Raw genomic sequence first — 23,582 nt, 5'->3', positions numbered from 1 at the left:
ATGTCGTTAACAAATGAACAACAAGAGCGATTTCAAATTTTGCTCCAGCAGCTGCAGATGCCTGAAGACCTTGTAAATCAATATTTACAAGGTGGTGGTATACAAAGGTTAGTTGTCGATAAAGCGAATAAAAGCTGGCATTTTGATTTGCAAGTGCCACGTATTTTACCAACGGAATTATATGAATTGCTTGAAACGCAGCTTAAGCAGTCATTTTCACATATTGCAAACACGTCATTTGCACTAATGACGGAGAATAAACAATATACGGAAGAAGAGGTCAAAGCATATTGGCCGCTCTGTACAGATCGAATTACTTTTTCACCTATGTTTGCATATTTAAAGAAGCAACTTCCATATGTGAATGGGGTAAAGTTGTTACTTGATGTAAATAACGAGTTAGAATCTACGACTTTAAAGAAAAATCTAGCGAAGCCAGTAGGGGATCAATATGAAGTGTTTGGGTTTCCACGTTTTCAGCTGGAAACGAATATAAAGCAAAACGAAGAGGAAGTTCAAAAGTTTCGTGAGCAAACACAGCAAGAGGATCGCCAGCGTGTTATACAAGCTATGGAAGAGATGGCTAAGAAGCAAGCTGAAGAAAGCGATGTTGTACATGAAGGACCAGTTGTGCTTGGGTATCTTATTAAGCCGGATGAAGAAATCACACCGATGCGCGAAATTCAAGATGAAGAAAGAAGAAAAACCGTTCAAGGCTATGTCTTCCATGTGGAAACGAAAGAACTTCGCAGTGGACGTACGTTATTAACTTTAAAAATGACGGATTATACGGATTCCATTATGATTAAGATGTTTTCGCGTGATAAAGAGGATCTTCCGCTTCTGCAATCTTTGAAAAAAGGAATGTGGGTAAAAGCTCGAGGCTCGGTCCAAAACGATACATTCGTTCGTGACTTAGTAATGATTGCGAACGATATTAACGAAATAACAGGGCCTTCTCGTAAGGATAAAGCACCGGAAGGAGAAAAACGAGTAGAGCTACATTTGCATACACCAATGAGTCAAATGGATGCTGTTACCGGAGTATCTAAGCTCGTCGCGCAAGCTGGAAAATGGGGACATGAAGCGATTGCGGTTACAGACCATGCAGTTGCACAGTCTTTCCCGGAAGCATACTCTGCTGGTAAAAAAGCAGGTATCAAAGTTATTTATGGTGTGGAAGCAAACTTAGTAAACGATGGTGTTCCAATTGCGTATAATGAAGAACACAGGTTGCTTGCAGATGAAACATATGTTGTCTTTGATGTCGAAACAACAGGGTTATCTGCAGTATATGATACGGTTATTGAATTAGCGGCAGTAAAAGTGAAAGGCGGCGAAATTATTGATCGCTTTGAATCTTTTGCAAATCCGCATCAACCGCTATCAGCTACAATCATGGAGTTAACTGGTATTACAGATGATATGTTGACTGATGCACCAGAAGTAGGAGAAGTATTTAAAAAGTTTGAAGAGTGGATGGGTGATCATACACTTGTTGCACATAATGCAAGTTTTGATATGGGATTCATAAATGTAGGATTTAAGAAATGTGGCTTAGACAAGCCCCAAAACCCAGTTATTGATACATTAGAACTAGCTAGATTCTTATTCCCAGAGATGAAGAACCACCGCTTAAATACAATGTGTAAAAAGCTTGATATCGAATTAACACAACATCACCGTGCGATTTATGATACAGAAGCAACAGGATATTTGTTAGTAAAAATGTTAAAAGATGTGATTGAAAAAGGTTATGAGTATCACGATCAATTAAATGACAGTATGGGACAAGGCGATTCGTATAAGCGTGGAAGACCGAGTCATGTCACCTTGCTTGCAACATCTGATGAAGGTTTAAAAAACTTATACAAACTTGTTTCATATTCACATATTAATTATTTCTACCGAGTACCACGAGTGCCACGATCATTATTGAAAAAATATCGAGAAGGTATATTAGTCGGAACAGCTTGTGATAAAGGTGAAGTATTTGAGGCGATGATGCAAAAGGCACCAGAAGAAGTAGAAGAAATTGCCCAGTTTTATGATTACATTGAAGTGATGCCTCCAGAGGTGTTACGTCATTTAGTAGAACTTGAGTTAGTTCGAGATGAAGGACAATTAAAAACGATTATTTCCAACTTAGTAAAATTAGGTGAAACATTAGATAAACCGGTTGTTGCGACAGGAAATGTACATTATCTAGATCCAGAAGATGCAATGTATCGGAAAATTTTAGTAAGCTCACAAGGTGGAGCCAATCCTTTAAATCGTCATTCATTACCACCTGTATATTTCCGCACAACAGATGAAATGTTAGATTGCTTCTCGTTCCTTGGAGAAGAAAAAGCAAAGGAAATTGTTGTGACAAATACACAAAAAATCGCATCATTGATTGGCGACGTTCATCCAGTAAAAGATGACTTATACACACCGAAAATTGAAGGTGCAGATGATGAAACACGTGATATGAGTTACAAAATGGCGCGGAGTATCTATGGTGAAGAACTACCAGAAATTGTAGAAGCCCGTCTAGAAAAAGAATTAAAAAGTATTATTGGACATGGATTTGCCGTAATTTATTTAATTTCACATAAGCTTGTGAAAAAATCATTAGTTGATGGTTATCTTGTAGGTTCACGTGGATCGGTAGGATCATCATTTGTTGCGACAATGATGGAGATTACTGAAGTAAACCCATTACCACCACACTATGTATGTCCAAAATGTAAGCAATCAGAGTTCTTTAACGATGGTTCTGTAGGTTCTGGTTTTGACTTACCTGATAAAGATTGTCCAACATGTAATATTCCTTATGTAAAAGATGGACACGATATTCCTTTCGAAACATTCCTTGGTTTTAAAGGGGATAAGGTTCCCGATATTGATTTGAATTTCTCCGGAGAATACCAACCACGAGCACATAACTATACGAAAGTACTGTTCGGTGAAGACTATGTATATCGTGCGGGAACGATCGGTACGGTTGCAGAGAAAACAGCTTATGGTTATGTAAAAGGTTATGCATCTGATCATAACTTAACGATTCGAAATGCTGAAGTTGATCGCCTTGTTGCAGGGTGTACTGGCGTAAAGCGTACAACGGGGCAGCATCCAGGTGGTATTATTGTTGTGCCAGATTACATGGATATTTTTGATTTTTCACCAATTCAATTCCCGGCTGATTCAGTAGGGGCGGAGTGGAGAACGACACACTTTGATTTCCACTCTATTCATGATAATTTATTAAAACTTGATATACTAGGGCACGATGATCCGACCGTTATTCGTATGTTACAAGATTTAAGTGGAATTGATCCGAAAACAATACCAACTGACGATCCAGAAGTAATGAAAATCTTCTCAGGCCCAGAGTCATTAGGTGTCACAGAAGAACAAATTAATTGTAAGACCGGAACACTTGGTATACCGGAGTTTGGTACGAAATTCGTAAGACAGATGTTAGAAGAAACAAAGCCAACGACATTCTCAGAGCTTGTCCAAATTTCTGGCCTATCCCATGGTACAGATGTATGGCTTGGTAATGCGAATGAACTAATTTATAACGGTACATGTACACTGAGTGAAGTTATTGGTTGTCGTGATGATATTATGGTGTATTTAATTTATCAAGGGTTAGATCCATCTTTAGCGTTTAAAATTATGGAGTCGGTGCGTAAAGGTAAAGGTGTACCAGAAGAATGGGAAGAGGAGATGCGTAATAACAATGTACCAGGTTGGTATATTGATTCTTGTAAAAAGATTAAATATATGTTCCCTAAAGCCCATGCAGCTGCGTATGTGCTAATGGCTGTACGTATAGCTTACTTCAAAGTTCACTTTGCACTTCTGTTTTATGCTGCATACTTTACAGTACGTGCAGATGACTTTGATGTAGAGGCAATGGTAAAAGGATCAGCATCAATCCGTGTGAGAATTGATGAAATTGCACAGAAAGGATTAGATGCTTCTCCTAAAGAGAAGAGTTTATTAACGGTTTTAGAAATGACACTTGAAATGTGCGAACGTGGATATTCATTCCAAAAGGTTGATTTATATCGTTCCCATGCAACAGACTTTATTATTGATGGAGATACGTTAATCCCGCCATTTAATGCAATACCTGGTCTTGGTACAAATGCTGCTATAAGTATTGTAGAAGCACGTGAAAATGGTGAGTTTTTATCAAAAGAGGACTTGCAGCAGCGAAGTAAGGTTTCTAAAACAATTATTGAGTATTTAGATAGTCAAGGTTGTTTAGGCGATTTGCCAGATCAAAACCAATTATCACTGTTCTAATAGGTAGGAAAATTCTTTGCAAATCGCTATTTGCTATGTTATACTATTAACCGAGATAACCATGTCATGTATATTGTGCAAAAAAAAGAGTGGGGAAACCCACTCTTTCGTGTTACTATCTATGTTTTATCTACGTATGTAGGTAGAATGTTTCTGTCGTATATACATATTTTGTTACAAGTTTTACTTCTTAAATTTGGTAATACTAAGACAGATATTCCCTGCTAAGTGGCAGGGGCTTTTGTTAGCTAACGAGAAAGAATAAGATAGACCGCAATAAAACAGAGCGGAGCTTTTCTTTCAAATGGTACATGGCGGCAGAAAGGAGGCTGTTTATGGATAAGAAAGTCACAGAAGTTGTTGAAGCACTCGCGCAGCCGATTGTTGAAGAGTTAAATCTTGAACTGGTAGATGTAGAATATGTGAAAGAAGGAAAAGACTGGTTTTTACGCGTATTCATCGATTCTGAAACAGGAGTAGACATTGAGGAATGCGGTGCGGTAAGTGAACGTTTAAGCGAAGCTTTAGATAAAGAGGATCCAATTCCTCATCTTTACTTTTTGGATGTATCATCTCCTGGAGCGGAACGCCCATTAAAGAAAGAAAAAGACTTCCAGCAAGCGGTAGGAAGACAGGTGGCAATTAAAACATATGAGCCGATTGATGGCGAAAAGATGTTTGAAGGAAAGCTACTGTCCTATGATGGTACAACAATTACACTATTATTAACAATTAAAACACGTAAAAAAGAAATCCAAATTCCAATGGATAAAGTTGCCAATGCGCGACTTGCTGTTACGTTTTAGTAAGAAGGGGGATCTTCATGAGCACTGAGTTGTTAGATGCTTTGCTCGTATTAGAATCAGAAAAAGGTATTAGCAAAGATATTATTATTGATGCAATTGAAGCAGCTTTAATCTCTGCTTATAAACGCAATTTTAACCAAGCACAAAATGTACGTGTTAGTTTTAATCCTGAAGTGGGAACAATTCAAGTTTTAGCACGTAAAGACGTTGTAAGTAATGTGTTTGACCCACGTCTTGAAATTTCTGTAGAAGAAGCAAGGCAAATTAACCCGAACTATCAAGATGGCGACGTATTAGAAATTGAAGTAACGCCAAAAGATTTCGGGCGTATTGCAGCACAGACTGCAAAACAAGTTGTGACACAACGTGTACGCGAAGCGGAACGCGGTGTTATTTATTCAGAATTTAGTGATCGTGAAGAAGATATCATGGTTGGTATTGTACAACGCCAAGATGCTCGCTTTATTTATGTAAGCTTAGGAAAAGTCGAGGCATTATTACCAGTAAGTGAGCAAATGCCGAACGAACAATATAAACCACACGATCGTATTCGTGTCTTTATTACAAAAGTAGAAAAAACGACAAAAGGACCACAAATTTACGTATCACGTACACATCCAGGTCTTTTAAAACGTTTATTTGAAATTGAGGTACCAGAAATTTATGATGGAACTGTAGAAATTCGTTCTGTAGCACGTGAAGCAGGCGATCGTTCTAAAATTTCTGTATATGCAGAGAATATCGATGTTGATCCAGTAGGTTCTTGCGTAGGTCCAAAAGGACAACGTGTACAACGCATTGTAGATGAACTAAAAGGTGAAAAGATTGATATTGTTCGCTGGTCAAACGATCCAGTTGAATATGTGGCAAATGCTTTAAGTCCATCACAAGTTGTAAAAGTACTTGTAAATGAAGAAGAAAAAGCAACGACTGTAGTAGTCCCGGATCACCAGCTTTCATTAGCGATTGGTAAACGTGGACAAAATGCGCGTCTTGCAGCAAAATTAACAGGTTGGAAAATTGACATTAAGAGCGAGTCTGATGCGAAGCAACTTGGCATTGTAACAGAAGAAGACAGCATGATCGCATTCGATTCAGTTGAAGACGAAATCGAATAGAGGTGATGATGGTGAGCAATCGGAAAGTTCCGTTAAGAAAATGTGTTGCAACGCAAGAAATGAAATCAAAACGCGAGCTCGTTCGCATTGTTCGTTCCAAAGAGGGCGAAGTGTCCATTGATTTAACTGGAAAGAAATCAGGACGCGGTGCATATTTGTCAAAGGACAAGGAATGTATTATTCAAGCACAAAAGAAAAATATTTTGGAACATCATCTAAAAGCGAAGATCGACAGTTCTCTTTACGAAGAGCTTCTTGAGCTCGTTGAGAAGGAGTCGAAATAGGTGTCCGATTGGAAAGCGTTTTTAGGACTAGCAAACCGTGCTCGAAAAATAATTTCGGGTGAAGAACTCGTTTTAAAAGAGGTACGAAGTGGCAAAGCAAAGCTTGTGTTGCTTTCTGAAGATGCGTCAGTGAACACTACAAAGCGCATCACTGATAAAACCACGTACTACAACATACCAATGAGAAAAGTCGAAAATCGACAACAATTAGGGCATGCGATTGGGAGAGACGAGCGAGTCGTTGTAGCTGTGTTAGATGAAGGCTTTGCGAAAAAGCTGCGTAGCATGCTCGATACAACTTACCGGGGGTGAAGGTATGAGTAAGATTCGAGTGTATGAATATGCAAAGAAACACAATATCTCAAGTAAAGATATTATTACAAAACTAAAAGAAATGAATATCGAGGTTTCGAATCATATGACAATGTTAGACGATGAAGTAGTAAACAAATTAGATAATCAATATAATACTGGAGCAGAAAAACCTTCTGTTGCAGATGAGTTTGAAGTAGAAGAAAAAGTTGTTCGCAGCAAAAAGAACAGTAATAAGAAGAAGAAAAAAGGCAAAGGAAATGAAGACAAACGTCAAGAAAACTTTGCTGGAAGACAACAAACGCAAGTTGTAGAAACACCAGACAAAATCACTTTCTCTGGTACGCTTACAGTAGGCGATCTTGCAAAAAAACTAGGAAAAGAGCCATCTGAACTTATTAAAAAGCTCTTTATGCTAGGTATTATGGCAACAATTAACCAAGATTTAGATAAAGATACAATTGAGTTACTTGCTGCTGATTACGGAATCGAAGTAGAAGAAGAAGTAATCGTAAGTGAAACAGAGTTTGAAACATTTATCGACGAGCAAGACGATGAAGAAAACTTAAAAGAGCGTCCAGCTGTTGTTACAATTATGGGACACGTTGACCATGGTAAAACAACATTGCTTGATTCTATCCGTAATTCAAAAGTAACTGCTGGCGAAGCTGGTGGAATTACACAGCACATTGGTGCATACCAAGTTGAAGTAAATGACAAGAAAATTACGTTCTTAGATACACCAGGTCACGCAGCGTTTACAACAATGCGCGCACGTGGTGCACAAGTTACAGATATTACAATCCTTGTTGTTGCAGCAGATGATGGTGTTATGCCACAAACAGTTGAAGCAATTAACCATGCTAAAGCAGCAGGAGTACCAATTATTGTTGCTGTGAATAAAATGGATAAACCATCGGCAAATCCGGATCGTGTAATGCAAGAATTAACAGAATATGAATTAGTTCCAGAAGCTTGGGGCGGAGATACAATTTTTGTACCAATTTCTGCAATTCAAGGTGAAGGAATTGACAACTTGCTAGAAATGATTCTACTTGTAAGTGAAGTAGAAGAATATAAAGCAAACCCAAATCGTTATGCAACTGGTACTGTAATTGAAGCACAGCTTGATAAAGGTAAAGGAACAATCGCAACATTACTTGTACAAAATGGTACACTTCGAGTAGGAGATCCAATTGTTGTTGGAACATCATTCGGACGTGTTCGTGCGATGGTAAGTGACATCGGGCGTCGTGTAAAAGTTGCTGGTCCATCTACTCCTGTTGAAATTACAGGTTTAAATGAAGTACCACAAGCGGGCGATCGTTTCATGGCATTTGCTGATGAGAAGAAAGCGCGTCAAATTGGTGAATCACGTGCACAACAAGCATTGCTTGCACAGCGTGGTGAAAAATCTAAATTAAGCCTAGAAGATTTATTCCAACAAATCCAAGAAGGCGATGTAAAAGAAATTAACCTAATTGTGAAAGCGGACGTACAAGGTTCTGTAGAAGCAATGGCAGCATCACTTCGTAAAATTGATGTTGAAGGCGTAAAAGTGAAAATTATCCATACAGGCGTAGGTGCGATTACAGAGTCTGATATTATTTTAGCTTCTGCATCTAATGCAATTGTAATTGGATTTAACGTACGTCCTGACGTAAACGCGAAACGTACAGCTGAGTTAGAAAATGTTGATATTCGTTTACACCGTATTATTTATAAAGTAATCGAAGAGATCGAGGCGGCAATGCAAGGTATGCTTGATCCTGAATTCGAAGAGAAAGTAATTGGTCAAGCGGAAGTTCGTCAAACATTTAAAGTAACAAAAGTTGGAACAATCGCAGGTTGTTACGTAACAGACGGTAAAATTACGCGTGATAGCGGTGTTCGTATTATCCGTGATGGTGTAGTAATTTACGAAGGTCAACTTGATACGTTAAAACGTTTCAAAGACGATGTGAAAGAAGTTGCACAAAACTACGAGTGTGGTATTACAATTGAGAAATACAACGATCTTAAAGAAGGAGACATCATTGAAGCATACATTATGGAAGAAGTGAAGCGATGATTATCGCTTCACTCTCATTCGAGTGTATGATCTATGATGTGCATTCTTTAAAAGAGAAACGTGCAATTTTACAGCGTGTGCTAACCCGTGTGAAACAGCGTTACAATGTGGCTATTTCGGAAGTAGGACATCAAGATGTATGGCAACGTACAGAAATTGCAATTGTTTCCGTATCCTCAAATCGTGTTGTCTGTGAAAAAGAAATAAATCGTGTACTTGCGTACATTGATTCATTTCCTGAGATTGAACGTACGATAACACAATTGGAATGGTATTGAATGAGGTGAATAGTTATGAAACTACGTGCAAACCGTGTTGGCGAGCAAATGAAAAAAGAATTAGGTGACATTATTAGTCGCAAAATTAAAGACCCACGTGTTGGATTTGTTACAGTAACAGATGTACAAGTGAGTGGAGATCTACAAATTGCTAAAGTGTATATTTCTGTTTTAGGAGATGAAGAGCAGAAAGAAAATACATTAAAGGGTTTAGCGAAAGCGAAAGGCTTTATTCGTTCAGAAATTGGCCAACGTATTCGTCTTCGTAAAACGCCGGAGATTTCCTTTGAATTTGATGAGTCTATCGGATATGGTCATCGAATTGATACACTTTTACATGAAATTAATAAAGACGGTAAACGTGAAGAATAATGGATAGACATTTGTCTATCCATTTTTTCAATGGAAAGTAAGTTTTGCGTATAGATGAGTGTTCTAAAATGAGGCTAAAGAGAGCTGAGTAGTTCGAGGTGCGGAAGTCAGGAGGATACGGTATATAGACCTTATCTATTACGAGAACCAAACTGAAGACACAGGCGAAGAAATGCGTTAATATTTTCTACAAAAGTATTATGATGAGGTGAACATATGGAAGGTGTAGTACTATTACATAAACCAAAAGGAATGACATCACACGATTGTGTATTTAAATTAAGAAAGATATTGCGCGAAAAGAGAATTGGTCATACAGGAACATTAGACCCAGATGTAACAGGAGTATTACCAATTTGTGTAGGGCGTGCCACAAAGATTGCGCAATTTTTAACAAGTGAAACAAAAACATATGAAGGTGAAGTTACAATAGGGTTTTCAACAACAACAGAAGATGCTTCTGGTGAAGTGGTGGAAAAACAAGATGTAAATCGCGTAATTACACGTAACGAAGTGGAAACCGTATTAGCAGAATTAACGGGTACACTTGAGCAAGTACCTCCCATGTATTCAGCTGTAAAAGTAAACGGAAAGAAACTATATGAATACGCAAGAGCAGGGCAAGAAGTTGAACGACCGGTTCGTACAATAACAATCCACGAATTTGTATTACTTGATGATCGTGAAGTATTTGAAGGGAAGAATCTTTCATTCCGCTTCCGTGTTACATGTAGCAAAGGAACGTATGTGAGAACATTAGCGGTTATGATTGGTGAAAAACTAGGGTTCCCAGCACATATGTCACATCTTGTGAGAACAGCTTCAGGAGAATTTTTGCTAGAAGATTGCATATCATTTGAAGAAATTGAAGAAAACATGCAAAATGGAACAGTAGAGTCTATTTTTATCTCAATTGATGAAGCGTTAAGTAAATTTCCAAAAATGGTTGTAGATGAAAAACAAGCAGAAAAGATAAAAAATGGTATGTTTTTAAAGAATGAATTGCAAGTTACAGCGCCGTTAATTACAATATTTGATAAAAATGAACGTTGTTTAGCGATTTATGAACATCATCCAAAACACCCTGGCATGTTAAAGCCAATGAAAGTGCTTGTTAACAATCAAGAACTAAAGCTATAATAAATTATTGGAAGGATTATTACAGAAAAAGGTGAATTCAAGCGTGAAACTCATTCATTTAACTCATCCACACGAACAAAATAAAATAGAATTACCACCTACTGTAATGGCATTAGGATTTTTTGATGGCATTCATTTAGGGCATCAACGTGTGATTCGAACAGCAAAAAAAATAGCGGATGAAAGAGGATATAAAAGTGCTGTCATAACCTTTCATCCACACCCATCTGTTGTTTTAGGAAAAAAAGAAGCGCATGTGGAGTATATTACACCGTTATCTATTAAAGAAAAAGTAATTGCAGATTTAGGAATTGATATGTTATATGTGGTGAAATTCGATGAATCATTTGCTGGATTACAGCCACAACAGTTTGTAGATGAATATATTATTGGGCTAAATGTAAAACATGTAGTAGCAGGTTTTGACTATTCATATGGCCGTTTAGGAAAAGGGACGATGGAGACTTTACCATTTCATGCAAGAGGGGAGTTTACACAGACCGTGATTGAAAGAGTTGAGTTTCAAGAAGAGAAAGTAAGTTCCACAGCATTACGAAAACTGATTCGAAATGGAGAAATGGAACAAATCCCATCTATTTTAGGTAGGGCTTATACAGTAGAGGGAACGGTTGTGCACGGAGATAAACGTGGACGTCAAATTGGCTTTCCAACAGCTAATGTAGCTTTGAGCGATGAATACCTTCTGCCACCTGTTGGTGTATATGCGGTAAGATTAAAAGTTCATGATGAGTGGCATGATGGCGTATGTAACATTGGCTATAAACCAACATTTAAAGAAGATGAACGTAAATTGTCTATTGAAGTGCATCTATTCCATTTCAATGAGGATATATATAATCAGGTTGTTACTGTTGAGTGGCATATGCGTATTCGAGAAGAGAAAAAATTTAATGGTATTGATGAATTAGTTACCCAAATTGCAAAAGATAAAAAAACAGCACAAGAATATTTTAGTACTGGAAAGAATATACTTGCTTTTTCGAATGAAAAGTAGTATTCTATGTTATGTACTTTATGACAACCATTGCTTGGCATTGCGACTCACCGACGCTTGCTCGGTAATTGGGGGTTTAATTAACAGGAGGTGAAATAGGATGGCTTTAACACAAGAGCGTAAAAATGAAATCATTGCACAATTTAGAACTCATGAGACTGATACTGGTTCTCCAGAGGTTCAAATTGCTGTCCTAACAGAGCAAATTAATACTCTAAACGAGCACTTACGTACTCACAAGAAAGATCATCATTCACGTCGTGGTCTATTAAAGATGGTTGGTAAACGTCGTAACTTACTTACTTACCTTCGTAATAGCGATATCACACGTTACCGTGAATTAATCACAAAGCTTGGCTTACGTCGATAGTCAAAGAAGCGGGAATATTCCCGCTTTTTTGTTAGGTAAAAATATATCTTCTACTCTTAATAGCTTACTTAAATTTCGGTAATACTAGAGGAAGAATATTGTGATATATTAGCCATTTACATAGAAGAATTGAATATTTTAAACTGAGAGGGGTACTTAAATGAGTCAAGAAAAGCAAGTCTTCTCGATAGATTTAGCTGGTCGTCAGCTAACAATTGAAACAGGCCAGCTTGCAAAACAAGCAAACGGGGCAGTATTAGTAAGATATGGCGACACAGCAGTTCTATCTACAGCAACTGCATCAAAAGAGCCAAAAAATGTAGATTTCTTCCCGCTTACAGTAAACTATGAAGAGCGTTTATATGCAGTTGGAAAAATCCCAGGTGGTTTTATTAAACGTGAAGGTCGTCCAAGTGAAAAAGCAATTTTAGCAAGTCGTTTAATTGACCGACCAATTCGCCCACTTTTCGCAGATGGCTTCCGTAATGAAGTACAAGTTGTCAGCATCGTTATGAGTGTTGACCAAGATTGTTCTTCTGAGATGGCAGCTATGTTAGGTTCTTCATTAGCGTTATCGATTTCAGATATTCCATTTGAAGGTCCGATTGCTGGTGCAACAGTTGGTCGTATCGATGGCGAATTCATTATTAACCCAACAGTTGAACAGCAAGAGAAAAGTGATATTCATCTTGTTGTAGCGGGTACAAAAGACGCGATTAACATGGTAGAAGCAGGTGCAGATCAGGTACCTGAAGAAACAATGTTAGAAGCAATTATGTTCGGTCATGACGAAATTAAACGTTTAATTGCTTTCCAAGAAGAGATTGTACAAGCTATTGGTAAAGAAAAAGCAGAAGTAGTGCTTTATGAAGTTAATGCCGATCTTGATACAGTTATTCGTGAAATGGCAGAGAAAGATATGCATGCTGCAATTCAAGTGCATGAAAAACACGCGCGTGAAGATGCGATTAGCGAAGTGAAAAAACGTGTAATTGAGCATTATGAAGCACAAGAAGTTGATGCAGAAATATTAGGACAAGTAAATGAGATTTTATATAAAATTGTAAAAGAAGAAGTACGTCGTCTTATTACAGTTGAAAAAATCCGCCCAGATGGACGTAAGAGTGACGAAATCCGCCCGTTAGCATCAGAGGTAGGTATTTTATCTCGTACGCACGGTTCTGGACTATTTACACGTGGACAAACACAAGCACTAAGTATTTGTACATTAGGCGCATTAGGCGATGTGCAAATTTTAGATGGTCTTGGTGTAGAAGAATCGAAACGCTTTATGCATCATTATAATTTCCCATCCTTTAGTGTTGGTGAAACAAGACCGATGCGTGGACCAGGTCGTCGTGAAATTGGTCACGGTGCATTAGGTGAACGTGCTCTTGAACCTGTAATTCCATCTGAAAAGGACTTCCCGTATACAGTTCGTCTTGTATCAGAAGTATTAGAATCTAATGGATCTACTTCACAAGCAAGTATTTGTGGAAGTACGTTAGCGATGATGGATGCGGGTGTGCCATTAAAAGCACCAGTTGCTGGTATTGCAATGGGTCTAGTGAAATCTGGTGAGCACTACACAATTTTAACGGATATTCAAGGCATGGAAGATCATCTAGGTGATATGGACTTTAAAGTGGCAGGTACAGCAAAAGGTGTAACTGCATTACAGATGGACATTAAAATTGAAGGTTTATCTCGCGAAATTTTAGAAGAAGCATTACAACAAGCTAAAATCGGACGTATGCATATTCTAGATCATATGTTGTCTGTGATTGCTGAACCGCGTAAAGAGCTATCTGCATATGCTCCAAAAATTATTACAATGACAATTAATCCAGATAAAATTCGCGATGTTATTGGACCAAGCGGTAAACAAATTAATAAGATTATTGAAGAAACAGGCGTGAAAATTGATATCGAACAAGACGGTACAGTATTTATTTCATCAATTGATCAAGAAATGAATGAAAAAGCGAAGAAAATTATCGAAGATATCGTTCGCGAAGTACAAGTGGGCGAAATCTACTTAGGAAAAGTAAAACGTATCGAGAAATTCGGAGCTTTCGTTGAATTATTTAGTGGTAAAGATGGACTTGTTCATATTTCTGAACTTGCACTTGAGCGTGTAGGTAAAGTAGAAGACGTTGTGAAAATCGGTGATGAGATTTCAGTAAAAGTTATCGAAATTGATAAACAAGGTCGTGTGAACTTATCTAGAAAAGTATTGTTAAAAGAAGAGCAAGAAAAAGAAGCAGCAAAAGAAGAAGCTTCACAAGAAGAAAATATACAAGAACAGAAGTAAGTAAAAAAAGCCAGGATTCCTGGCTTTTTTTGTTAAATAAAAATACATTTGATGCATAGATTTTTATTAGTGAAAGGTATAGTTTTCATGATAACGCTTAAATTAACAAAGATAAGAAGAGAATGGACTTTTCTTATTTGTATAGTTAATGGGAGGGTTTAGATGAGAACTCGTATCTTTGTATTCATAGCTATATTCTTATTTTGTATAGGCCTATGCTCGTATTCAGTGTTGGCAAATGACGATTTATATGAAAAAATTCAGAAACAAGCGAAACAGTATTCAATTGCACCACAAAATGCGATAATTGATAAGATTTGGAAGGCGACACCAGGGTATAATGGTAAAGAGGTTGATATTGAAGCATCATATAATTACATGAAGAATATAGGGAATTTTGATGAGAAGCACCTTGTATATCGGGAAGTTTCACCAAGCATACACTTAGAAGATTTATCGCCTTCTCCTATTTATCGTGGAAACCCAAATAAAAAAATGGTAGGATTAACCATAAATGTGGCGTGGGGAAATGAATATCTTCCGCGTATATTAGAAACATTGAAAAAGCACAATGTAAAGGCAACGTTTTTTCTAGAAGGACGCTGGGTAAAAGAAAATTTACGATTTGCAAAAATGATCGTAGATGCAGGGCAAGAAGTAGGAAATCATTCGTATACACACCCAGATATGAAAACGCTATCTAGAACTCAGATACAAGAACAATTACAAAAGACAAATCAAATTATTGAGGCAGCTACAAATCAAAAAGTACGATGGTTTGCACCACCGAGTGGAAGTTTTCGTGATGAAGTTGTAGAAGTAGCGGCCGGGTTAAAGATGGGGACTATTATGTGGACAGTTGATACAATTGATTGGAAACGCCCTGAGCCTGAAGTACTTCTTCAGCGTGTGATGAGGAAAGTGCACCCAGGTGCAATTGTACTGATGCACCCGACATCCCCAACAGCGGAAGCGCTTAATACAATGATTTTACAGTTGAAAAAACAAGGATATAAAGTAGGTAATATTACGGAATTATTAGATGAAAAACGCATTGATTAAATACATTTACATGACATTCATGTTCAAACTTGTTATCATTAAATAATAGCAATTATTTAGAGAAACTGGCATTAGGAGGAAAGTTTTTGATTAAAAAATATACTTGTAAAAATGGTGTAAGGATCGTTATGGAGAACATACCAACTGTACGTTCAGTTGCGATTGGTATATGGATTCATGCTGGTTCTAGAAATGAAAATGAGAAAAATAATGGGGTTTCGCACTTTTTAGAGCACATGTTTTTTAAAGGAACAGAGACGCGTAGTGCAAGAGAAATTGCAGAATCATTTGATAGCATTGGTGGGCAAGTAAATGCGTTTACTTCAAAAGAATACACGTGCTATTATGCGAAAGTGCTAGATGAACATGCTAAGTATGCGTTAGATGTTTTAGCGGATATGTTCTTTAATTCAACATTTGATGAAGAGGAATTGAAGAAAGAGAAGAATGTTGTATTTGAAGAAATTAAAATGTATGAAGATACACCAGATGATATCGTACATGACATGTTAACGAAAGCAACATATGAAACGCATCCGCTTGGATACCCAATTCTAGGTACAGAAGAAACGCTTGAAACATTTACAGGGGATACACTGCGTCAATATATAAAAGATCATTATACACCTGAAAATGTTGTAGTTTCGATTGCTGGAAATATTGATGAAACATTTGTTCAAACGGTGGAACAATATTTCGGTAACTATGAGGGAACAACAAATCGTGAACAAGTACATAGCCCAATTTTTCATTTTAATAAAGTTGCTCGCAAGAAGGAAACAGAGCAAGCTCATTTATGTTTAGGATTCCAAGGATTGCAAATGGGACATGAAGATATTTATAACTTAATTGTATTAAATAATATATTAGGTGGAAGTATGAGTAGCCGCTTATTCCAAGAAGTGCGTGAACAACGAGGATTAGCATACTCAGTGTTCTCGTATCATTCTTCTTATGAAGATACAGGGATGTTAACACTTTATGGTGGTACAGGAAGCCAACAATTAAATACTTTATATGATACAATGCAAGAAACTTTAGAGACGTTGAAAAATACCGGTATTACAGAGAAAGAACTTGTGAACAGTAAAGAACAGCTTAAAGGAAATTTAATGTTGAGTTTAGAGAGTACGAATAGTCGTATGAGTCGTAATGGTAAAAATGAATTACTTCTTAGAAAACACCGTTCTCTTGATGAAATTATTGAGAGTGTAAACAAAGTGACGAAAAAAGATGTAGATACATTGGTTCGCACTATGTTTACCAATGAATTTTCTGCAGCACTAATTAGTCCAAATGGAGAGCTTCCAAAAGGAATGAAATAAGGCGAAATAACCGTATCTCTTACGAGGAGATGCGGTTATTTTTATGTAATAAGCTTTTTAACGTTATAAGAGATTTTGAATGTTAGGAAGAGGATTTCATTTTCTTGGTATTTTTTAGAGATATGTAGAATACGTACTTATTACAGGATGAGATTTGAGAATATTGTATGAAAGATTTTGGGTAAAGGAGAGAGTGACATGCGTTTAAGTGAATTAAGTGGAAAAGAAATTGTGGATTTGGAACGTGCGGAAAGAATGGGGGTTTTAGGTCATGCTGATTTAGAAATAAACGAGAAGGATGGGAAAATTCAAGCTCTTATTATACCAGTGGGAAAATGGGGTGGTTTCAAAAGAGAACAGCAAGAAGTAAGGGTAGAATGGAGCCGGATTAAAAAGGTCGGTCATGATATGATTATTTTTGATCTTGCAAACCGTCCAGGCTCACAGTAAAAGATAACCATTTCGGTTGTCTTTTTTTTCTATTTCTAGGTAGTAATACACTACTTTCAGGCTTAGTAAAAAGCGGGAGATAAAATGCTCCCCTATAGAAGTTCAATTGGTGAAGGCTAATAATTCATGTTAATAAAAGAACACCTAATGAATATAGCTTTATTTTATAGAATTTCACATGTTTAGAAATAGTGGATGCCTTTGTTTTTCAATCACCTCTAACTCGTACGGTACATATGATGTGGAGGAAAAAGAAAAAGTAGGCGCTTTTCTTATAAATGATAGAAAAAGAAGGTGAAGTAGGGAATGTTGACTGAGATGCACATCGCTGTCATAGGAGGAGACGCAAGACAGCTAGAAGTGATTCGTAAGTTAGTTGAACTTGATGCAAAACTTTCATTAGTAGGGTTCGATCAACTGGATCATGGTTTTACAGGGGCAGCAAAAGAGAGTATGCAAGATCTAGATTTCACTTCTTTAGATGCAATTATTTTGCCGGTAGCAGGAACAAATGCAAAAGGGGAAGTAGATACAATTTTTTCAAATGAAAAAATTGTGATTACGAAGGAACAAATTGAAAAAACACCAGCAAGCTTTACTATATATTCAGGAATTGGTACACCGTATTTGGAGAATATTGTAACTACTACAAATCGAAAACTTGTGAAATTATTCGATCGTGATGATGTAGCGATCTACAATTCTATTCCAACGGTAGAAGGAACATTAATGATGGTTATTCAAAATACAGATTATACGATTCACGGTTCGAATGTAATGGTTTTAGGATTTGGTAGAACTGGAATGAGTGTAGCTAGGGCTTTTCAATCACTAGGAGCGCATGTCAAAGTAGGAGCAAGGCGCTCGGAACATATCGCTCGTATTTCAGAAATGATGTTTTCTCCTTTTTATATGCATAACATTGAGGAGGAAGTAAGTGATATTGATATTGTTATTAACACAATTCCACACCTTGTTGTAACAGCAAGTGTCATTTCACGGATGCCGGCGCACACTTTAATTATTGACCTAGCCTCTAGACCAGGTGGCACGGACTTTCGCTATGCAGAGAAACGAGGAGTTAAAGCATTGCTAGCGCCAGGTCTTCCCGGAATTGTTGCACCGAAAACAGCGGGGCAAATTTTGGCGAATGTTCTTTCTCAGCTATTAACAGCAGAGATGGTTGCAAGAGAGGAGAATGGGAAATGAGTTTGAAAGGGAAGCGGATTGGCTTTGGATTTACAGGTTCGCATTGTACGTATGCAGAAGTTATGCCACATGTAGAAAAGCTGATTGCAGAGGGGGTGGAAGTACTGCCAGTTGTTTCATACACTGTACAAACAACAAATACTAGATTTGGTGAAGGGGCAGAGTGGATTGAAAGAATTGAGGAGATAACAGGAAATAAGGTTATTAATTCTATCGTAGGGGCAGAACCACTTGGTCCCAAAATACCATTAGATTGTATGGTGATTGCTCCACTAACAGGAAATTCAATGAGTAAATTTGCTAATGCGATGACAGATTCTCCGGTATTAATGGCAGCAAAGGCAACGCTTCGGAATGGGAAACCCGTTGTATTAGCTGTTTCGACAAATGATGCTCTTGGTCTAAATGGTGTAAACCTAATTACACCAAGAGGATGACGACAAAAAGCAAACGCTTATTTGTCGCCATCTTTAGGGAGCTTAGGGTAGAGCACAAGCTTGAAATCATCGAGCCTTTGCCATTTTTCTTTCGTGTAAATAGCTTTTTTCAGAACAGACTTTAACAGGCTATTCTTTTTCATTGGATCATCTGTTTTGAAATACAGATCTAATACATGCTCTACTTGAGGAATCGTATCTTTTTTTACGCGTTCCTTTGTTATTTCAGTATTAATTTCTTTTTGGAGGTTCTCCATCATGTCAGTAATTTCATTCATACGATCTGATACAACATTAGAACGTTCTAAAAACATATCAACCGTATAAACGCCTCGTTCTAATAAATCGTGTAAATTATTTTTTTGCTTTTGAACATCTAATAATTCTTTTTCAAGCTTGCGTAATGTAGCTTGATTTATTTTTATTACTTGCTTTTCTTTAGAAAGACTGTCTTGAATATTTTTAGCAAAATCAGCTTTGTAATTGATATACCATTCCTTTAAAGCCTCGAGTAAACGTCTTTCGATTAATTCTGTATAGCTTGATTTGTTTTCACAACCACGGTGTTTACAATCCATTGTCTTTTTTCGATTCTTTGGATACCTTTGCACCATGCTGTATCCGCATTTCCCACATCTGATAATCCCGGCTAGGGGATTCTTTAATCCATTCGTATTATAAGGAACGTGATATCTCGTATTTAATTTCTCCTGTGCTTTTTCAAATAAACTTTCTGAGATAATCGAATCATGTTTTCCATCTGCAATAATCCATTCTGATTTATCTTGTCTAGCGCAACTACGTTTCGTTGCATCCGGACGTTTCACTTCTTTTCTTTTTTGCCACGTTACTTTTCCGATGTAAATATTATTTTTTAACATATCTAACACGCTGTATGGATTCCAGTCGTTCCCTAATTTACTTTTATAGCCAAGCTGATTTAATTTGTTCGTAATCATGGAGGCTCCCATATCCTCATTTGCATACCATTCAAATATCATTCTGACAACAGAGGCTTCTTCTAGATTAATCGTTAACGTACGCTCACGCTTATTTAAGCGATGGATATCGTATCCGTATGGTGCGTGCGTACCAAGGTAATTGCCAGCCTCTACACTTGCAATACGACCACGTTGCATACGGCGGGTAATAATCTTTAACTCTTTACGCGCCATAAACGCCTCAAATTCACTGTATTCTTCGTCCCACTCATCGTTAAGGTCATAAGTCTTCCTAGGTGTCATAATCTTCGTATTGGAGCGTTTAAATGTCTCTAAAATGATTCCTTGTTCTTTCATGCCACCACGACCTAAACGGTCCATATCCATGCAAAGAACAACGTCATATTTGTTATCCTCAATTTCTTCGAGTAGTGCTAACATCTCAGGACGTTTCACTAAGCTCTCACCAGAAACGATTTCCTCACGAACAGCTAAAACATTTAAACTTTTCTCTTTAGCGATTTTCAGCAGGGTAGTGCGGTGTTTTGCTAAAGTTTCGCCTTCACCACGTGCTTCGGCTTCTAGATCAGCGCGTGATTTACGTAAGTAGATCGCGGTTTTCATAGCAGTACCTCCTGTATTCAGTATTAATTATACGAAGAGTACATGACATAAATTATAAAAATTCAATGTTTAAGTAGAAGTTATAGTTTTTATTATGTAATTAGACATGTTTGTGAAAAAATATTTTCCAAATGACAAGCTAGCAGCTGATTTTCATAATGCAACAAGTGTTGCTTCTCAGGATGAATGAAACATTGAAAGTTTTTGCAATGAGATATATCGATTCTTTTCTTGTTTCGGGGAGGTTTAATGTCCTTGACATAAAAGTAAGAATACAAAAATGTAGTTTGAAATTGTTTGCTTTTGCTTTTTTGTAGCCTTAAAAATCGCAGAAGCATTAGAAAGTACTGTAGAAAAAATTTTAAAATATAACGTGCGAAAAGCGCACTTATAAACTAGTTAGAAAGAAAGGGGGAAAATATCAGCACTTCCAATGGCAGTACCAATTGATCTAAAGCATAAATATATAAAAAGCACTTCAAGAGGTGACATCATGAGCCAACAAGAGGAATATGCAGCGACTTATGAATTTGGAAAAACGAAAGTTTATGTTGTGGCTCCTGAACCTAAAACACAAAAGGAAATTGAAAACATCCTTCGAGCATATTACGAGGCTGGTTGGGCCATCATCAAAGAAATGCAAGCAAAAGAAAGTATCGAGGATTAATTCCTCTTTTTTTCATAAAAAATAGACAAGTTATGTATTCTATAAATTTTATTGTAATTCTTTGAAAACTGAATACGGAGGTGAACAAATATGGGAACAAGTATATATTGCAATTCATCGATAGGTGGATTGCTACGTAATGCTAGAGAATGTTGTGAAAGATGGAAAAATTCATTCAATAGAGCCACCAACAAGTGGTCATGGGGAACAGTCCTTTGTATATAAAAGTGGAAAAGTAACTCGTATGGATGAGCGAAAAACACAGTTACTTTAATCAAATTTGAATTTTGTTCGGGATGAAAATTTAGTGAAACAAAAAGTAATGAATACAAGGAAAAATCCCTGGGGGACAGGGATTCGATAAGGGAGATATTGTTGTCGTGCAATGTCGAAATTTGGCGTATTCAACAAATTAATATTATCACGAATTTTCAGTGGATTGTGATAGTGGATGTGTCAAAAATGTGTACAGATTTCATATAAAAGCGCTATTTGTTAAGAAATGAGGAGGTGTAATAGTGAATAATTGGATGGTGATATGAAAAAAGAATCCTTTATATAAAGGATTCTTCTGGTGATGAATTTTAACCTTCATAGTCACATTCATTACAAGAATTATCTTTTTCATTACAGCAAATACAGAATGTTTTTTGGATAAATATATTCCCGACACTAGGACTGTTAGTGGTATTTGAGAAAGTAAGGCTTTCGAAATCTTCCACTTGAAATATCCGTGGTGAATCCTCTTCACTTAATCTAGCGGTAATTGGTATGCGAGATCCTCTTGTTCGAATAGTTACCTCAAAAGGGGCACTATTACCAGCAGCAGAAATCTGAATTAATGTTTTATTGTGATTTTTGGTAAAGTCTTCAAAAATAGTTCTTGAAGTGTTAGGGCGTAAGAAAAAATCTAGGGGGATATTTCCAGTTAAATTTACTCCCGAACCGGAAATTGTATGAGTCTCAACGAAACATTTATGTTCTTTTTGACTAGAATACGAGTGATATTGGTTTTTATAACACTTCTTACCATTTTCATAAAAATAATCCGCCATACGTATGTCACTCTCCTTGTTAGTTGTCCATATATATTATTTGTGAAATAGAAATGGTGCTTGGACGAAATTTAAAAAATTTAAGGGATTTATTATGTACCGAAAAGTCAGTAAAAGGGTGGGGGAAAATCAGTTGGATAAAATGGAAGAAAGCGTTATTTGAATAGAAAGAGGTTAGAGAATGATAAGGTAAAAAGTTTCACAAATTATCAACTTTAAATCAATGTTCATAGTATGAAAGGTGACGGGTGAGAATATTTACGAGGGTGGGGTGAATAAAAATGTTTCCCAGTTATTTTTACAATGAAATGCGAAAGCGTCCTTTAGGTGGGCATGGTCCTGCGCAAAGTACAATTCAAGCTGTTCACCAGGCTATACAAGCACAGCAACAAGCGATACAAGCACAACAACAAGCACAACAAATGCAACAAAGTATACAACCTTACTATCATTCATTGCAATATTATTATCCAATGTACATTATGCAGTATAGGATACCTTTTTCAACGGTTCCGTATGAAACTGCATATTATTTGTAGCAAATAGTCACAGAAGACATAACTGTTCGATGGACACTTATTCATAAATAGTTTAACAAAAACGTTATTTGATAAAAAAGAGCACATGTGTGAATGTGCTCTTAGAAAGATAGCAATCTATGAGAGAGGGTCTTCATACAATAAAGTATGCTTGTCTCATTAAGGCGTGTCAAAAATAAACAAAAGCGCCACTTTGAAGCAGAATGTGAATGTTGATTCAGGAAAAGGAAAAATAAAAATAGATATTGAAAGCCAGATGAAGACCCTAATATCTTTTGAAAAACTTTTGTAGTCAGATTTTCCTTCTGAAGTGAATTTTTTATATTGTATGTTGTTTTTTGATAGCTGAGTATGTCCGTAAAAGAATAAAAACGCTAAATTTAATGAATATTTTATTTTAAAAAAACATCACAATAAAAAGAGCACCTTCGAACAGTGCTCTTTAAAGGAAAAGAATCTTTGGAATCAATTGAAAAGTTGTAAAAGGATACCGTTCAGTTTATAGCTTAGATATTATTTTTTGATTCAAAATAGCATATGAGTATTGAGGGAGAAGTGTGAAAAAACAAAAGAGCAGCTAGCAAAAGCTAACTGTTTGGTTCATGGGTAATAGAGAAAGTAACTTAATGGGTTATCTATTATATTGACGGAAGATTTATTAAATAATCATAGTGGTAATTTATTATTTATTTTAACTTAAGGCTGGTTCCAAAAAAGTGACATACCAACAAAATATAGAACTATTAAAAGGAAAATTGCTATGAAAATAACTGAAAAAATCTTTTTCATTAGTAGACCTCCTTTATGAAGAATATTAACATTTATCCAGAATTTGAACAAAATAGTTATTTAAATAAAAGAAACCCCGTTTATCTACGGGGCTCCTAAGGG

General features: G+C 36.7%; 20 protein-coding genes and 2 pseudogenes. 20 read left to right on the top strand and 2 right to left on the bottom strand.

From position 1 onward, the window contains the following. The 17 genes and pseudogenes from BLV40_RS01150 to dpaB all read left to right on the top strand — a co-directional run. Nucleotides 1–4,302 carry a PolC-type DNA polymerase III gene (locus BLV40_RS01150; protein ID WP_026590330.1) on the top strand — a complete coding sequence of 1,434 codons (4,302 nt, stop codon included), beginning with the start codon at nt 1–3 and terminating at the stop codon, nt 4,300–4,302. Nucleotides 4,303–4,637: 335 nt separating this feature from the next. Then, complete coding sequence (rimP, locus tag BLV40_RS01145) at nt 4,638–5,108, top strand: ribosome maturation factor RimP (RefSeq protein ID WP_026590331.1); 471 nt, start codon at nt 4,638–4,640, stop codon at nt 5,106–5,108. Nucleotides 5,109–5,125: 17 nt separating this feature from the next. After that, complete coding sequence (gene nusA / locus BLV40_RS01140) at nt 5,126–6,226, top strand: transcription termination factor NusA (RefSeq protein ID WP_026590332.1); 1,101 nt, start codon at nt 5,126–5,128, stop codon at nt 6,224–6,226. Nucleotides 6,227–6,237: 11 nt separating this feature from the next. Beyond that, nucleotides 6,238–6,510: an RNase P modulator RnpM gene (locus BLV40_RS01135; protein ID WP_026590333.1), complete on the top strand. Its 273-nt coding sequence runs from the start codon at nt 6,238–6,240 to the stop codon at nt 6,508–6,510. Further along, complete coding sequence (locus tag BLV40_RS01130; RefSeq protein WP_026590334.1) at nt 6,511–6,822, top strand: YlxQ family RNA-binding protein; 312 nt, start codon at nt 6,511–6,513, stop codon at nt 6,820–6,822. 4 nt (nt 6,823–6,826) lie between these two features. Further along, nucleotides 6,827–8,893 (top strand): translation initiation factor IF-2, encoded by a 2,067-nt coding sequence (infB, locus tag BLV40_RS01125; protein WP_026590335.1) that lies wholly within the window; start codon nt 6,827–6,829, stop codon nt 8,891–8,893. After that, nucleotides 8,890–9,171 (top strand): DUF503 domain-containing protein, encoded by a 282-nt coding sequence (locus tag BLV40_RS01120; RefSeq protein WP_026590336.1) that lies wholly within the window; start codon nt 8,890–8,892, stop codon nt 9,169–9,171. Before infB ends, BLV40_RS01120 begins: the two co-directional genes overlap by 4 nt. Nucleotides 9,172–9,186: 15 nt before the next feature. Continuing rightward, on the top strand, nt 9,187–9,543 hold the full coding sequence (gene rbfA, locus BLV40_RS01115; protein ID WP_017151269.1) for a 30S ribosome-binding factor RbfA: 357 nt from the start codon (nt 9,187–9,189) through the stop codon (nt 9,541–9,543). 216 nt (nt 9,544–9,759) lie between these two features. Continuing rightward, nucleotides 9,760–10,683 carry a tRNA pseudouridine(55) synthase TruB gene (truB, locus tag BLV40_RS01110; RefSeq protein ID WP_090687097.1) on the top strand — a complete coding sequence of 308 codons (924 nt, stop codon included), beginning with the start codon at nt 9,760–9,762 and terminating at the stop codon, nt 10,681–10,683. A gap of 43 nt (nt 10,684–10,726) precedes the next feature. Then, nucleotides 10,727–11,698 carry a bifunctional riboflavin kinase/FAD synthetase gene (gene ribF, locus BLV40_RS01105; RefSeq protein ID WP_026590338.1) on the top strand — a complete coding sequence of 324 codons (972 nt, stop codon included), beginning with the start codon at nt 10,727–10,729 and terminating at the stop codon, nt 11,696–11,698. A gap of 100 nt (nt 11,699–11,798) precedes the next feature. Continuing rightward, entirely contained in the window at nt 11,799–12,068 is a 270-nt protein-coding gene (rpsO, locus tag BLV40_RS01100; RefSeq protein ID WP_001229392.1) for a 30S ribosomal protein S15, read from the top strand. 160 nt (nt 12,069–12,228) lie between these two features. Beyond that, nucleotides 12,229–14,382, top strand: coding sequence for a polyribonucleotide nucleotidyltransferase (gene pnp, locus BLV40_RS01095; protein WP_026590339.1), 2,154 nt, complete (start codon nt 12,229–12,231; stop codon nt 14,380–14,382). A gap of 162 nt (nt 14,383–14,544) precedes the next feature. Further along, nucleotides 14,545–15,444: a polysaccharide deacetylase family protein gene (locus BLV40_RS01090; RefSeq protein ID WP_026590340.1), complete on the top strand. Its 900-nt coding sequence runs from the start codon at nt 14,545–14,547 to the stop codon at nt 15,442–15,444. Nucleotides 15,445–15,530: 86 nt separating this feature from the next. Beyond that, entirely contained in the window at nt 15,531–16,769 is a 1,239-nt protein-coding gene (locus BLV40_RS01085) for a M16 family metallopeptidase (protein WP_026590341.1), read from the top strand. Between the two features lie 198 nt (nt 16,770–16,967). Then, nucleotides 16,968–17,219, top strand: coding sequence for a YlmC/YmxH family sporulation protein (locus tag BLV40_RS01080; protein ID WP_090687095.1), 252 nt, complete (start codon nt 16,968–16,970; stop codon nt 17,217–17,219). A 306-nt stretch (nt 17,220–17,525) separates the two neighbouring features. Then, nucleotides 17,526–18,428, top strand: coding sequence for a dipicolinic acid synthetase subunit A (gene dpaA / locus BLV40_RS01075; RefSeq protein WP_090687094.1), 903 nt, complete (start codon nt 17,526–17,528; stop codon nt 18,426–18,428). Further along, nucleotides 18,425–18,850, top strand: a pseudogene (gene dpaB / locus BLV40_RS01070) (dipicolinate synthase subunit B); the annotation flags it as partial. The gene dpaA and the pseudogene dpaB, both read left to right, overlap by 4 nt. A gap of 32 nt (nt 18,851–18,882) precedes the next feature. Here dpaB and BLV40_RS01065 read toward each other — a convergent pair. Beyond that, nucleotides 18,883–20,430 carry a recombinase family protein gene (locus BLV40_RS01065; protein WP_090687092.1) on the bottom strand — a complete coding sequence of 516 codons (1,548 nt, stop codon included), beginning with the start codon at nt 20,428–20,430 and terminating at the stop codon, nt 18,883–18,885. A gap of 418 nt (nt 20,431–20,848) precedes the next feature. On the opposite strand from BLV40_RS01065, the gene BLV40_RS01055 reads away from it, so the two are divergent. Beyond that, on the top strand, nt 20,849–21,097 hold the full coding sequence (locus tag BLV40_RS01055; protein ID WP_026590345.1) for a hypothetical protein: 249 nt from the start codon (nt 20,849–20,851) through the stop codon (nt 21,095–21,097). A 151-nt stretch (nt 21,098–21,248) separates the two neighbouring features. Continuing rightward, a pseudogene (locus BLV40_RS01050) lies at nt 21,249–21,371 on the top strand (DUF3954 domain-containing protein); the annotation flags it as partial. 310 nt (nt 21,372–21,681) lie between these two features. Here the strand turns inward: BLV40_RS01050 and BLV40_RS01045 are convergent. Continuing rightward, nucleotides 21,682–22,152 carry a hypothetical protein gene (locus BLV40_RS01045; RefSeq protein WP_026590346.1) on the bottom strand — a complete coding sequence of 157 codons (471 nt, stop codon included), beginning with the start codon at nt 22,150–22,152 and terminating at the stop codon, nt 21,682–21,684. Between the two features lie 281 nt (nt 22,153–22,433). Between BLV40_RS01045 and BLV40_RS01040 the strand changes: the two genes are divergently transcribed. Continuing rightward, nucleotides 22,434–22,691 (top strand): DUF3947 family protein, encoded by a 258-nt coding sequence (locus tag BLV40_RS01040; RefSeq protein ID WP_026590347.1) that lies wholly within the window; start codon nt 22,434–22,436, stop codon nt 22,689–22,691. Nucleotides 22,692–23,582 lie beyond the last annotated feature (891 nt).

The sequence above is a fragment of the Bacillus sp. 166amftsu genome (assembly GCF_900107445.1).
GTDB lineage: Bacteria > Bacillota > Bacilli > Bacillales > Bacillaceae_G > Bacillus_A > Bacillus_A arachidis.
Note: the sequence above shows the minus strand (reverse complement) of the source record. Positions and strands in the feature narration are given on the sequence as shown.

Excerpts from the sequence above, each read along its gene's own strand:
- BLV40_RS01150 (WP_026590330.1), top strand. The coding sequence starts at position 1 with ATGTCGTTAACAAATGAACAACAAGAGCGATTTCAAATTTTGCTCCAG.
- rimP (WP_026590331.1), top strand. The coding sequence starts at position 4,638 with ATGGATAAGAAAGTCACAGAAGTTGTTGAAGCACTCGCGCAGCCGATT.
- nusA (WP_026590332.1), top strand. The coding sequence starts at position 5,126 with ATGAGCACTGAGTTGTTAGATGCTTTGCTCGTATTAGAATCAGAAAAA.
- infB (WP_026590335.1), top strand. The coding sequence starts at position 6,827 with ATGAGTAAGATTCGAGTGTATGAATATGCAAAGAAACACAATATCTCA.
- BLV40_RS01120 (WP_026590336.1), top strand. The coding sequence starts at position 8,890 with ATGATTATCGCTTCACTCTCATTCGAGTGTATGATCTATGATGTGCAT.
- rbfA (WP_017151269.1), top strand. The coding sequence starts at position 9,187 with ATGAAACTACGTGCAAACCGTGTTGGCGAGCAAATGAAAAAAGAATTA.
- truB (WP_090687097.1), top strand. The coding sequence starts at position 9,760 with ATGGAAGGTGTAGTACTATTACATAAACCAAAAGGAATGACATCACAC.
- rpsO (WP_001229392.1), top strand. The coding sequence starts at position 11,799 with ATGGCTTTAACACAAGAGCGTAAAAATGAAATCATTGCACAATTTAGA.
- pnp (WP_026590339.1), top strand. The coding sequence starts at position 12,229 with ATGAGTCAAGAAAAGCAAGTCTTCTCGATAGATTTAGCTGGTCGTCAG.
- BLV40_RS01090 (WP_026590340.1), top strand. The coding sequence starts at position 14,545 with ATGAGAACTCGTATCTTTGTATTCATAGCTATATTCTTATTTTGTATA.
- BLV40_RS01080 (WP_090687095.1), top strand. The coding sequence starts at position 16,968 with ATGCGTTTAAGTGAATTAAGTGGAAAAGAAATTGTGGATTTGGAACGT.
- dpaA (WP_090687094.1), top strand. The coding sequence starts at position 17,526 with ATGTTGACTGAGATGCACATCGCTGTCATAGGAGGAGACGCAAGACAG.
- BLV40_RS01065 (WP_090687092.1), bottom strand. The coding sequence starts at position 20,430 with ATGAAAACCGCGATCTACTTACGTAAATCACGCGCTGATCTAGAAGCC.
- BLV40_RS01045 (WP_026590346.1), bottom strand. The coding sequence starts at position 22,152 with ATGGCGGATTATTTTTATGAAAATGGTAAGAAGTGTTATAAAAACCAA.
- BLV40_RS01040 (WP_026590347.1), top strand. The coding sequence starts at position 22,434 with ATGTTTCCCAGTTATTTTTACAATGAAATGCGAAAGCGTCCTTTAGGT.